The 12,993-nt window shown below is 43.5% G+C and carries 13 protein-coding genes, 1 tRNA gene and 1 riboswitch; of the genes, 13 read left to right on the top strand and 1 reads right to left on the bottom strand.

Translation table 11 applies throughout. The features are described from left to right. Positions 1-10: 10 nt before the first annotated feature. The 6 genes from AC1DQW_RS15055 (at position 11) to AC1DQW_RS15080 (ending at position 5,393) form a co-directional block, all read left to right on the top strand. A complete protein-coding gene (locus tag AC1DQW_RS15055) occupies positions 11-943 on the top strand; it encodes a bestrophin family protein (protein ID WP_477401418.1) in 933 nt (310 codons plus the stop codon). A gap of 293 nt (positions 944-1,236) precedes the next feature. Then, positions 1,237-1,974, top strand: coding sequence for a proteasome-type protease (locus AC1DQW_RS15060; RefSeq protein ID WP_477401416.1), 738 nt, complete (start codon positions 1,237-1,239; stop codon positions 1,972-1,974). Between the two features lie 4 nt (positions 1,975-1,978). Then, the gene (locus AC1DQW_RS15065; protein ID WP_477454835.1) at positions 1,979-2,830 is read left to right on the top strand and encodes a transglutaminase-like domain-containing protein; all 852 of its coding nucleotides are present in this window, start codon (positions 1,979-1,981) and stop codon (positions 2,828-2,830) included. A gap of 70 nt (positions 2,831-2,900) precedes the next feature. Further along, a complete protein-coding gene (gene parS, locus AC1DQW_RS15070) occupies positions 2,901-3,383 on the top strand; it encodes a type II RES/Xre toxin-antitoxin system antitoxin (protein ID WP_477454836.1) in 483 nt (160 codons plus the stop codon). After that, a complete protein-coding gene (locus AC1DQW_RS15075) occupies positions 3,380-3,853 on the top strand; it encodes an RES family NAD+ phosphorylase (RefSeq protein WP_477454837.1) in 474 nt (157 codons plus the stop codon). The genes parS and AC1DQW_RS15075 overlap by 4 nt, the downstream gene beginning before the upstream one ends. A 97-nt stretch (positions 3,854-3,950) precedes the next feature. Next, positions 3,951-5,393 (top strand): DUF3943 domain-containing protein, encoded by a 1,443-nt coding sequence (locus AC1DQW_RS15080; RefSeq protein ID WP_477454838.1) that lies wholly within the window; start codon positions 3,951-3,953, stop codon positions 5,391-5,393. A 92-nt stretch (positions 5,394-5,485) separates the two neighbouring features. Here AC1DQW_RS15080 and AC1DQW_RS15085 read toward each other — a convergent pair. Continuing rightward, positions 5,486-5,556 (bottom strand) — tRNA-Cys (locus AC1DQW_RS15085). Positions 5,557-5,605: 49 nt separating this feature from the next. After that, a riboswitch (SAM riboswitch) is annotated at positions 5,606-5,716 on the bottom strand. A gap of 563 nt (positions 5,717-6,279) precedes the next feature. Between AC1DQW_RS15085 and AC1DQW_RS15090 the strand changes: the two genes are divergently transcribed. The 7 genes from AC1DQW_RS15090 to AC1DQW_RS15120 all read left to right on the top strand — a co-directional run bounded on the left by AC1DQW_RS15090 (position 6,280) and on the right by AC1DQW_RS15120 (position 12,972). Further along, positions 6,280-7,017: a (Fe-S)-binding protein gene (locus AC1DQW_RS15090; protein ID WP_477454839.1), complete on the top strand. Its 738-nt coding sequence runs from the start codon at positions 6,280-6,282 to the stop codon at positions 7,015-7,017. Continuing rightward, positions 7,017-8,402 carry a lactate utilization protein B gene (locus AC1DQW_RS15095; protein ID WP_477454840.1) on the top strand — a complete coding sequence of 462 codons (1,386 nt, stop codon included), beginning with the start codon at positions 7,017-7,019 and terminating at the stop codon, positions 8,400-8,402. Before AC1DQW_RS15090 ends, AC1DQW_RS15095 begins: the two co-directional genes overlap by 1 nt. Continuing rightward, a complete protein-coding gene (locus AC1DQW_RS15100; RefSeq protein WP_477454841.1) occupies positions 8,399-8,992 on the top strand; it encodes a LutC/YkgG family protein in 594 nt (197 codons plus the stop codon). The genes AC1DQW_RS15095 and AC1DQW_RS15100 overlap by 4 nt, the downstream gene beginning before the upstream one ends. A 200-nt stretch (positions 8,993-9,192) precedes the next feature. After that, positions 9,193-9,810, top strand: coding sequence for a class I SAM-dependent methyltransferase (locus AC1DQW_RS15105; protein WP_477454842.1), 618 nt, complete (start codon positions 9,193-9,195; stop codon positions 9,808-9,810). Positions 9,811-9,925: 115 nt separating this feature from the next. After that, positions 9,926-10,666 carry an SDR family oxidoreductase gene (locus AC1DQW_RS15110; RefSeq protein ID WP_477454843.1) on the top strand — a complete coding sequence of 247 codons (741 nt, stop codon included), beginning with the start codon at positions 9,926-9,928 and terminating at the stop codon, positions 10,664-10,666. A 68-nt stretch (positions 10,667-10,734) separates the two neighbouring features. After that, the gene (locus AC1DQW_RS15115) at positions 10,735-12,276 is read left to right on the top strand and encodes a DHA2 family efflux MFS transporter permease subunit (protein ID WP_477454844.1); all 1,542 of its coding nucleotides are present in this window, start codon (positions 10,735-10,737) and stop codon (positions 12,274-12,276) included. A gap of 90 nt (positions 12,277-12,366) precedes the next feature. After that, entirely contained in the window at positions 12,367-12,972 is a 606-nt protein-coding gene (locus AC1DQW_RS15120; protein ID WP_477454845.1) for a TetR/AcrR family transcriptional regulator, read from the top strand. Positions 12,973-12,993 lie beyond the last annotated feature (21 nt).

The following is a 12,993-nucleotide window of genomic DNA, read 5'->3' on the forward strand; positions in this document are numbered from 1 at the left end:
ATTTACACCTATGCTACTAAAAGAAAACATACCGGTAAGCTATGTATTTGGCAAAATAAAAAAAGAACTGATCCTGGTTGCTGTATACTCGGCGACAATATATTTTATCCATCAGTATTATAATTTCAAAGCCGTATCCATCCCCTTAACAGTATCAACCATATTGGGTACCATTATCTCGCTGTTGCTGGCCTTCCGCTCAAACCAGGCTTACGACCGCTGGTGGGAAGCCCGTATATTATGGGGTAAAATAGTTAATGATTGCCGCACGTTTACGCGGCAGGTATTAACTTTTGTTGACAGCAGCTATGATGGCGAACAAAAACGTGCTTTAAAGGAACGCATCATCAGGCGGCAAATTGCCTGGTGCTACAGCCTAAGCTGCCATTTGCGCGGGCAAAATGCCAAAGAAAACCTTGAAGGTTATTTAAGTGATGATGATGTAAAAAACATCAAAAAGCTGGACCATATTCCCCTTGCTATAAACGAGCTGCAAGGTCATGACCTGCGCACTTTATATAAACTTGGCTGGATAAACGAATATCAGCAGGTAGCAATGGATACCTCATTAACCAACTTTATGAACTCGATGGGAGGCTGCGAACGTATCAAGAATACGGTTTTCCCATCTACCTACAGCGTGTATATTCATTGGTTGGTATTGTTTTTTGTACTGCTGTTACCATTTAGCCTCATCGAGTTTTTTGGTATATTCCAGGTGCCATTGGTGATAGCTATTTCATCAGCCTTTTTCCTGATAGAGAAAATGGCTATCCACCTGCAGGACCCGTTTGAGAACATGCCTACCGATACACCAACAACTGCTATCAGCCGTACCATTGAAAACAATCTTAAACAAATGATGAAGGATGAATTGCCAGAGGATATTAACGCGATGATAAGTAACCAACCCCAACGGCAGGCGGTGTTTTATATCTTATAAAAGAAAAGCAAGAAGCAGTCCCCCTATAAACGGCATTGCCCTCATGAACACCTAAAACAACAGGGCATACTTTCTGATCTTCAGGTTGTTTTAAAGCCCTCCCTTTCGGGGAGGGTTGGGTGGGGCTCATTGCTTCGCGTTGTATAATGACAATTAGCAGAAAACTCAAGCTTCAATATCAAAATCCCCTGCTTTAAAAGCATTGCTCCTTACTCCAAAAATCCTTTGTCTTAATAAAATTCTTTTCCCTACTTTGGTAACCGGGAAATATTTACAAATCCCGGTTTACTAAAATGACTTATTGCCTCGGAATTAAGGTTAAAGAAGGTTTACTGGCTATTGCCGATACCCGCATAACTTCGGGAACGGATACTACTGTAAAAAAGAAGATCACAATTGAACAAAAGGATCATTTTTCGCTTTTTATCATGACGAGCGGCTTACGCTCGGCAAGGGATAAAGCCATTGTATATTTTAACGAACTGCTGGAAACCAAAGAGTTTAATAAAATGTACAAAGCTGTGAACGCCTTTGGCGAACAGGTAAAACGTGTGATCTCTGAGGATAAAGCGTCATTGGAGGCAGCAGGTTTCAGGTTCGACCTGAATACCATTATAGGCGGCCAGCTAAAGGATGATGACGAGCACAAGCTTTTTTTACTGTACCCCGAAGGTAACTGGGTTGAGTTGGGGCAAGGCGCTCCTTATGTGGTAATAGGTAACTCGGGCCATGGAAAAGCGATATTAAACCGCATACTTACCGAAGACAGCAGCCTGAAACTGGCGCTAAAAACAGGTTTTCTTTCGTTCGATTCAACCAGGGTAAGTTCAAATAATGTTGATTTCCCTATTGATGTGGCTCTTTACAAAAAGGACAGCTTTGAGATCATTCAGCAACGTTACGAAAAGAAAGACCTGGAGTACATATCTGCCCAATGGGCCGAAGAACTAAAACTGGCCCTTGAGCATATCTCTGAAGACTGGATGGATGCCACATTTAACAAATTAGAGGAAATTAAAACAGGGAGCTGAGCAAATGAAATTCGATGTGTTTACCCAAATGGAATATGTAGTACGGTCGCCGGGCACATTGATATTAAACATACACGCTTTACGCACCCTTAATCAAACCGTATTAAACGAGGAGTTTACAATTGAGCCTTATGTTAAGATAGAGGAAATAATATCGGCCCAGGGCGAAAACCGGCTGATGCGTTTTGAGGTTAATGAACCGGGCAACATTAAAGTTACCTACAAAGCATTGGTTGATAATTGCTATGAGTTAACCGACCACTCGCAGCAACAGGAAACATTTGTAGCACAATTGGATTCATCGGTACTGCCATATCTAAACCCCAGCCGCTATTGCCAGTCGGATAAATTATACCGCCTATCGCACAACCTGTTTGGTCATATCACCAATCCGTTTGAAAAGGTAGTTACCCTTACCGATTGGATCCACAATAATGTGCAGTATTTAAGCGGGTACAGTAACTCGCAAACATCGGCCTTTGATACGGTTACGGAGCAGATTGGCGTTTGCCGCGATTTTGCTCACCTTGGTATTGCCCTTTGCCGTGCTTTAACCATTCCCGCCCGCTATTTTACAGGCTATGCCTATCACTTATATCCTGCCGACTTTCATGCCTGTTTTGAGGCCTACCTGGGCGGAAAATGGATCCTTTTTGATGCCACCAAACTGGTGCCGCTAAACGGCCTCATAAAAATTGCTACCGGCCGCGATGCCGCCGATACCGCCATAGCCAATATTTTTGGCGATGTAATCTTTACAACCATGCAGGTAAGCTGCGAACTGGCCCCGGATGAATATAATTTTGAGCCCGTATATTATATCCATGGCGGTTATAATGGGCTATCATATTTGTAGTGAGGCCGGCCTCCAAATATTTGCATTTTAGGACATTTGTCTTTATATTTGAAGACATAAGGCACTCATCATGCAAAAAGCAAAAACACTGGACTTAAACAAACTGGATTACGGCAATTCCGAAAGCTGTAAGGCATTCATGTTTTTTATACCTAAAAAGCTATCTGCCGGCTGGGATTGCTCAAATCAATTTGATATTATAAGTGCCATACGTAATGGTTTACCCCGCGAGGCCGTAAATCAGGTATTGGAAAAAACCTGTGTTTCGCGTAATCAGCTTTCCCAAATTCTGCATATCAGTACCAGGCAATTAAATCGTTATGAAAGTAACGAGCGCCTTTCTGCAGAGCAATCCGGTTTCCTGTATGAATTCAGCAGGATCTATGTTCGTGGCCTGGACATTTTTGGCGACCATGATACATTTGAAAAATGGCTGCAGCGCGAACAGATGGCCTTTGGCGGTGCAGTCCCGCTTGATCTGCTTGATACTGCCGAAGGATTCCGTATGGTTAATGATACCCTGTCACAAATTGAGTACGGTTTTTATTCATGATCCTATATCGTATTGCGCGTAAACGTTACATACATGATTTAAGCGGTCAGGGTGGTTTGTTGTCGGCAGCCCGATGGCACGATCATTTACCCGTTATATACGCCTCCGTAAATTCATCAACCTGTATCCTCGAGAAATTGGTTCACATGCATCCGGATGAGATTCACCATGACCTGGAAATAGCTTCTTTATTTATCCCCGATAATTTGGAAAGCGAACTATTACTTGCCGAACAATTACCCGTAGACTGGAGACGATATCCTGCTCCAGAAGTATTAAAAAGAATAGGGAATGCATGGCTTTTAGCAAAAACTACGCCTTTATTATTTATACCAAGTGTTATTGACCCGCTTGCGCAAAATGTGCTGATAAATCCTCTCCATCCTGATGCTGTAAGTATTCGCATAGAAAAAACCGAACCTTTTACTTTTGACGAACGACTAAGCGGGAAATGGCCCCGCAAAAGTTAGTATATTCCAGTATTTGTTTTTAAACTGGTATCGTCCAAAACAATTTCCCTTCTTCGGTGCTTTTGGATAATAGTTTTTTGCCTCCTATATCCAGCATATGAGATTAGTTAATCTTTACCGGTTCCAAAAATCTTCATCAGTACTTTCTATACTTGTATTTATATTTTCCTGTGCTTTTACTCCGCTGTTTGCCCAAAACAACATTTTTGATCAAAAACCTGAGGTAAAAATTCGCTACAATAGGGACATACGGGATACTACAGTTAAAAGAAGATTTGGCCGCGCCGCATTTGAATTAGGCATTGCCGAAATTACACCCTGGATTTTTGACCGTTATGTTGCCAATAAGGACTATGCCCGCATCAACTGGAAAAGCGTAAGCCACAACCTTAACCCAGGCAGCTGGGAATATGATAACGACCCTTTTCAAACCAACCAGTTTGGTCATCCTTACCATGGCAGCTTGTTTTACAGTGCTTTCCGTAGTAATGGCTTTAGTTTCTGGCAATCTGTACCTGCAACCATGGCAGGTAGCTACCTGTGGGAAACCTTTGCCGAAAACCAGGCGCCAGCGCCAAATGATTTTATAAATACCAGCTTTGGTGGCATTGTACTGGGCGAAATGACTTACCGTTTATCCAACCGGATTATCAATAACCGGCAGCGGGGGGTTAAAAGGCAGATAAGTGAAGTAGCCGGTTTAATTGTGAACCCAATGAACGGCCTTAACCGCCTGTTGGATGGCCGATGGGGCAAAGTTTATGGCAATACTACCGAGCGGGATTCATCCAAAGTAGGTGCTGAGTTTGATTTTGGAGGACGTATATTTAATTCGCAATCGGTAAGCCCCTTTGAGCATGGTCATTTTGGTTGGTTTGGCCGGGCAGCATTACTGTATGGCGTGCCCAATGAAGGCTTCAGGAAACCTTTCAGCAACATTTCCATAACAGCCGAATTTGGCAAGGATGATAGCAGCTCGGTTAATGTAATAAGTGTTTATGGCTCCCTTACCGGCTGGGATATTTCTTTAATTGACCAGGATAAAATGGAAAACCTCGTGATATTATCTGCAAACTATGATTACATCCGCAACCAGGCCTTTTTTTACGGGGCGCAAAGCGTAAAATTCAACTTATTCTCCGAACTTAAACTCACACATGGCATAAAGATCAACGGCAGCCTGGGCGCCGGTCCCATCCTTTTAGCCGCCGTACCCGACCCATACATATACAATAGCCGTAACTATGATTACGGACCAGGCTTCTCCATAAACGGGGGCGGAACAATTAAGCTATTAGATAGATTTTCGTACAGTGCAAATTACCGGGGCGGCTGGATGGTAACCGTAAACGGCAATAAATCACATTATTTTTTGCATACCTTTAGTAACGAGGTAAGCTATATGTTTATCAAAGGCCTATCCATAGCTGCCGAATCCGGCTATTTCAGGTTAGAGGGAAATTATCACGATTATCCTGATGTGAATAAAAAATACCCATATCTGAGGATTTCTACAAGGTATACAATAGGGAATTTGTAAAAGAGCGGAAAGCCGAAAGCTTAAGGCATAAAGCCTGAAATAACACGATAAAAAGCTTTGTGCTTTACGCCTTTAGCTTTAAGCTAAAATTGATGTCGCGGGCAGATTCGAACTGCCGTTTAGGGTTTTGCAGACCCCCACCTATCCTCTCGGTCACGCGACTTAAAAAAACTATAAAATCACTTATTAGATTGGCAGGGGGCGAAGATGGTATATTATCTTTCTCCGTTGAATGGAGCAGGAATTAGCACCTTTTACATTATGCGGATGTATAGGTTGCTAAGACGTCTTTGGGCCTTTCCCTCAGTCTTTCTTGATAAGTTAAATAAAGAACGATTGTCTGTGATGACGATGCAAACATAAAACATTATTTATATAAATCCTATAGGAATAGTAGAATATTTTATAATAAACCTTTATCTCTTTCAAAATCAGCTTAATAAATTAAATAAAGAGTTTAATAATCGCAACAATAGCCATGGTAATCAATCCGGTCATCATAACAGCTAATTGATAATACCGGGTTCTTATTCCAAAAGTTTTCCACATTGATACGGATGCCTTTTCAGATTTCACCGCGTGATATTTATATCGATTGTGGCTAAATCGCACAATTAAAATGAAGGACAATGCGAAAACTACACAGGCTACCGCCATTAAGGATTCCATATTAGTATATTTTTAAATAAAGGTACACAAATATTAACAACCCAATTAACCCCTTACGCTAATTCCCCTCAACCTTTTGCAAAAAAAGCTGAATAACTGTTGCCCTGTATATCTGTATTTTCGATACCTTGATATACAACTATACCTTTGCAGATACACAGGGATAGTTGTTTAAACCATAAGCGTTAATATTGCCTTAACCAATTAAGCACACAAAATGAAGGTAGCTTTATTTGTACCCTGTTATGTTGATCAGTTTTACCCTAAAGCGGCAATTGCCACTTTGGAGTTGCTGGAGAAACTGGGTTGCGAAGTTCATTATCCAAAAAACCAAACCTGCTGTGGGCAGCCTATGGCCAACTCGGGCTATGAGCACCTTACCGGCGGCTGCAATAATTTGTTTATCGATAATTTTTCGGGGTACGATTATATCGTGTGCCCGTCGGGCAGTTGCACCCTGCATATTAAGGAGCACCTGCACTCCCATGAAAACGAAGATATGGCGGCCGGCATCCGTAAACGCGTTTTTGAGCTGACCGAGTTTTTGGTTGATATATTAAGGGTAGAGAGCCTGGAAGCCAGTTTCCCGTATAAAGTAGGTATGCACCAAAGCTGCCACGGCCTGCGCGGTTTGCGCATCTCGCAAATGACCGAGCTGGTTGCCCCCCCCTTTAGTAAACCCGCGCAATTGCTCAACATGGTAAAAGGCCTGGAGCTTGTGCCCCTAAACCGGGCGGACGATTGCTGCGGCTTTGGCGGTACCTTTTGCGTGGTTGAAGAAGCTGTATCATCAAAAATGGGGAAAGATAGGGTTGACGATCATATTGAGCATGGCGCACAGTACATCACCTCGGCCGATTTAAGCTGCCTGATGCATATGGAAGGCATTTTGCGCCGCCAAAACAGCGATGTTAAAGTAATTCATGTTGCCGAAATTTTAAACCACAGCATCTAATGAGCAGCACCGCAACAAAAGATCACCCTCAATTAGCCGCCATATTTAACCGCGATGAACCCCGTGTTGACTGGCACGACGAAACCCTGTGGTGGGTACGCGCAAAAAGGGACATAGCTGCGCATAAACTGCCCGAATGGGAATTGCTGCGCGAAACCGCCTCGCAGATCAAAAACAATGTACTATCAAACTTAAGTACCTACCTGGAACAGTTTGAAGCTAATGCCATCAAAAACGGTGTTGTTGTACATTGGGCGGCCAATGCCGAAGAACATAACCAAATCATTCATAAGTTACTAAACGACAGGGGTATCAACCGCATGGTTAAGAGCAAATCCATGCTCACCGAAGAATGCCACCTGAACGAATACCTTTTACAACAGGGCATTGATGTGATAGACTCGGACCTGGGCGAGCGCATTGTTCAGCTGGCTGGTGAACCGCCGAGCCACATTGTACTACCCTGCATCCACAAAAAGAAAGAAGAAATAGGCGATATATTCCACGAGCATTTAGGCTCGGCCAAAGGCGAATCGGATCCTAAAATCCTGACCGAAACTGCCCGCCAGCATTTGCGCGAAGTGTTTTTAACCCGCCGTGCAGCCCTTACCGGCGTAAATTTCGCCATTGCCGAAACCGGCGAGATTGTGATTTGCACCAATGAGGGCAATGCCGATATGGGTGCCCACCTCGCCGAAATCCATATCGCTTCTATGGGGATGGAGAAGATCATCCCCGAAAGGAAACATTTGGGTGTGTTTTTAAGGCTGCTCACCCGTAGCGCTACCGGCCAGCCTATTACCACCTACTCCAGCCATTTTAGTAAACCGCAGGATGGTAAGGAGATCCATATTGTGATAGTAGATAACGGGCGCAGCATTCAGTTAGGCAGGGAGGATTTTCGTAATTCGTTAAAATGTATCCGTTGTGGGGCTTGTATGAACACCTGCCCGGTATATCGCAAAAGCGGCGGCCATAGTTACCATACCGCTGTTGCCGGCCCAATAGGCAGCATCCTGGCTCCAAACCTCGACATGGAAAAATATGCCGACCTACCCTTTGCCTCCACCCTATGCGGATCGTGCAGTAACGTGTGCCCGGTTAAAATTGATATTCATGATCAGCTATATAAATGGCGGCAGGTGATTGTAAAAGCGGGCTACACCCCAAAAGCCAAGACCATAGCCATGAAGGGTATGGCTTTCACGCTGGCCTCCCCTGCCTTGTACCGGGCAGCCGGCAAAATGGGCAGATGGACATTTAAACACGCACCATTCGCAGTTAATAACAGTGCAAACCCATGGTATAAACACCGCGAAATGCCCAAAGCGCCCGAGCAATCATTTGGTGAATGGTATGCCAAAAGAAAGGATCAAAAGAAATGAGCAGGGAAAAAATATTAGCGGCCGTAAAAGCCAACCAGTTTAGTCATGCCGAACTGCCCGACCTTGAAATACTAAGTTCGTTGACAACCACCGATGATGATTTAGTTGAGCGATATACCGCCGTAGGAAGCGCCGGCGGCAGCTTTGTTTATGAAGTAGCCAATTTTGATGCCATCAAAGCTATTCTGCAAAAAGAGTTCAAACCTGGTGTGAAGATCATATCGGGCATCCGCGAATTGGACAGCTATACTTTTGTGGATGATGTTAAACACGAACTATCCCACAGCTTTGTCGATGTGGAGCTTTGCATCCTGGCATCAAACCTCGGTGTTGCCGAAAATGGCGCACTCTGGTTAACCGAAGCACAAATGACGGTAAGGGTATTACCGTTCATTGCGCAGCACCTGGCCATAGTGATCAGCAAAACCAATCTTGTACCCACCATGGCCCAGGCTTATGCAACAATTGGCAATGCCGGTTACGGTTACGGAGCGTTCATCGCCGGTCCGTCAAAAACTGCCGATATTGAGCAATCCCTGGTCATCGGCGCGCATGGACCACGGAGTTTGTCGGTATTTATAATTCCATAGCCCCTTTATTATCTGGTTATATATTTTGATTGAGCCTGCTGTTTGATTGACAGCAGGCTTTTTTTGTGGCATAATTAACCTTCCTTTCAAGTCGGAGTAGAAATAACGATCAAAAAAACATAACAACTTTATCAAATAGCTTTTCATCTTGTGAGTATTTATCTGCAATTTTAATTTTTAGAAGATGAGCATAATTACCAATGGAAGAAAATCAAAAACAGCATTGGGAGCAGGTATATGAAACTAAAAACCCCAACCAGTTAAGCTGGACACAATCTGTTCCGCAAACCTCACTTAATTTTATTCACAGCTTTGATTTAGCAAAAACTGATAAGATCATTGATATTGGAGGTGGTGACAGTTTGTTGGTTGACTACCTACTGCAGGAGGGATTTACAAATGTTACCGTTTTAGATATATCTGAAACAGCATTAGCAAAAGCAAAAACCAGGCTTGGCGATAAAAGCAAACAGGTAACCTGGATAGTTTGCAATATTACCGATTTTAAGCCTCAAGAAACCTATGCGCTTTGGCATGACAGGGCAGCCTTTCACTTCTTAACTCTGGAAAACCAGGTTGCCGATTATTTAAATATAGTATCTAATGCTGTTAGCGATTACCTAGTGATGAGTACGTTTTCAAAAAACGGCCCTCAAAAATGCAGCGGCTTGCCTATCAAACAATACTCGGAACTGCAATTGCAAAACCAATTCAATAAACATTTTAAAAAGATAAAGTGCCTTACTGAGGACCATATCACTCCCTTTGGAACTACGCAAAACTTTTTGTTTTGTAGCTTTAAAAAGCTCAAAGCATAACCTAACTTAAAACCTCCGGCAATCATGACACAAAGATGAATTTCACCTATTGCAAAAATATACCGATTGGTATATTTTTGTATCGTTGAATTTAACCACTCAACATAAACTAAAAATGAAAACTTCAAAAAACACCGTACTCATTACCGGCGGCAGTGCAGGTATAGGTTTCGAGATAGCCAAACAACTATCAGCCAAAAACAATCATGTAATTATTATAGGTCGCAATGAAGCCCGCCTGCAAAAAGCAGCCAACCAGTTAACCAATGTAACTACTATTAATGCCGATATCTCTAACGCCGAAGACGTAGAAAAACTGGTTACCAGGCTAACTGCTGAGTTCCCTGAATTGAATATAGTGATTAACAATGCCGGTGCAGCCAACCTGAATAACCTGCTTACCGATACCAATACTTTTGAAAAAGCAGGCGAAGAAATGCTGACCAATTATTTATCTGTCATCCGCCTTAACGAAAAATTATTACCATCGCTCAAAAAACAAAACGAAGCTGCCATAGTGAATGTATCATCGGTGGTTGCCTTTGCACCAAGTACCAGCCTGGCTACTTACGGCGCTACCAAAGCTGCTTTGCATGCCTACACCCGCGCATTAAGATTAGTATTGGCTGATACCAGCGTTAAGGTTTTTGAGCTGATGCCCCCATTGGTTGATACCGAATTTTCTGCAGAAATAGGCGGAAAAAACGGAATCCCTCCATCACAGGTTGCGGATGAACTTTTAGCCGGCCTGGAAACTAACACCTACGAAATCAGGGTGGCCAATACCGAGGATTTTTACAGGCTGTACCTATCAAACCCCGACGAGGCCTTAAGGGTGATCAATCTGCCAAGATAATCCAAATAAAAAATTTGTTATAAAATATACCAATCGGTATATTTTATAACAATAAACAGTAACCTCCGATGAAAAAAAGCATCCTCATCATAACCGTTATCGCAGCCGCGATTATGGAACTGATTGATACCTCTATAGTAAACGTAGCGCTATCGCACATGAGCGGTAACCTTGGTTCAACCCTGGAAGATACTTCCTGGGTAATTACAGCATACGCTATTGCCAACATTATTGTAATACCCATGACCAGTTTTTTAACCACCAAACTGGGTCGCCGTAATTACTATATAGGTTCAATCATAGCTTTCACCTTCTTTTCGGCCATGTGCGGGCTGGCATCCAACATCTGGATGCTGGTGCTGTTCCGCTTTTTGCAGGGAATGGGCGGCGGAGCCTTGTTGTCGGTATCGCAGGCTATAGTGTTCGAGGTTTATGGCAAAGCCCGTACGGGGGTAGCCAGCGCACTGTTTGGTGTGGGTGTGTTTTTAGGCCCCACTATTGGGCCAACCCTTGGTGGTTTTATTACAGAAAATCACTCATGGCCATGGATCTTTTACATTAATATCCCTATCGGCATAGCCGTATCCATATCAAGCATATTGCTTGTTACCGAACCTGAAATAAAGGTTGAACCCAAAGCGGTAGACTGGTGGGGCATCCTGCTGCTGGTTGTTGGCATAGGTTCGCTCCAAACGGTATTGGAGCGCGGCGAAACCGACGATTGGTTTGCAGCCAACTACATTATCGCTTTGTCGGTCATCGCCGTATTTAGTATCCTTATATTCATCTGGTGGGAGCTCACGGTACCCAACCCGGTTATCGATTTAAGGGTATTAAAAAGCAAATCGCTGGCAGTTGCAGCTATCCTTACCGCAGTTACCGGGGTAGGTATGTTTACCTCCGTTTTTTTAACGCCAGTACTGGCCCAGCGTGTGCTGCTTTTCCCGCCTACTATTACAGGGCTTACTTTATTACCCGGCGCTATACTGGCTATTTTTGGATTATTATTTTCGGCTACACTGCTTAAAAAGGGTGTATCACCATTAATAATCATTACCACGGGATTTATCATGTTTATGATCTTCAGCTATAAAATGGCCGGGCTCAATCTTGAAGCTACGCCAGGCAATCTTGCCGCAATCCTGATCTTCAGAGCTATGGGGCTTGCATTTTTAACCGTTCCGTTAACGGCGCTGGCGGTTTCGGGGCTCGATGCAAAGGATGTTCCACAGGGATCGGCATTAAATAATATGATGAGGCAGTTGGGAGGCTCGTTCGGGATAGCAATGATCAACACCTATGTGGCCAAAAGATTTGGATCGCACAGGAATGATCTTATCTCGGATATCAGCGTTTACAACCCGCAGGCCACCGCCCGTATTCATAACCTAACACAATATTTTTCGGCCAGGGGATCATCCGGTTTTGATGCGCACAATAAGGCCATGGCTGTTGTTAACAACGGTATCGACAGGCAATCGTTCCTGTTAAGTTACATGGATGCGTACATATTTGTTGGCTTGCTTTTTTTGCTGGCTATGCCGCTGTTGTTCCTGGTGATCAACCGTAAAAAACAGGTTGGACCGGTGGTGCTGGTTAGTGATCATTAACGCAAATCTCATTAAAAACGGGGGAAATCAAGCGATTTCCCATCTATCCAAAAACTATAACATTCAAATACCAGTTGGTATATTTGTACTATGGAAAAGGAATTATCAAAGGCAGAAAGAACCCGCCAGTTTATTATAGAGACTACTGCCCCTATCTTTAATAAAAAAGGATATGCAGGCACTTCCATGTCTGACCTAACCGGGGCTACCGGCCTTACAAAAGGCAGTATTTATGGTAACTTTACCAATAAAGAGGAAGTTGCAGCAGCAGCTTTTGACTATAATTCGGGCAAAATAAGAAAACAGTTACAGGAGCGGATTCAAAAAGCCAGTACCTACTATGAAAAACTGCTTGTTTATGCGCAGGTTTATCACAGCTTTACCAGGGCAAGCTTCCCGGCCGGCGGCTGCCCCATTTTAAATACCGCTGTTGATGCCGATGATACAAACCCTTTGTTGAAAAACAAAGCCGCCAACGCTGTTCTGCGCTGGAAAAAATCAATTGAAAACCTGGTACAGGCCGGTATTGAAGCCGGTGAGTTTAAAGGTGATGCAGACGTAAGCGGCACCGCCCTATCCATGATAGCCCTGATTGAGGGCGGTATAATGATAGCCAAGGTAACCAACACCCCCGCCAGCCTTGATGAGGTTTTAAAAACCGTAAATGCAATGGTTACCGCACTTAAACTTGTATAGCTGTAACTCAAAAATTACAAG

Source organism: Mucilaginibacter sp. P5_A4 (assembly GCF_056400605.1).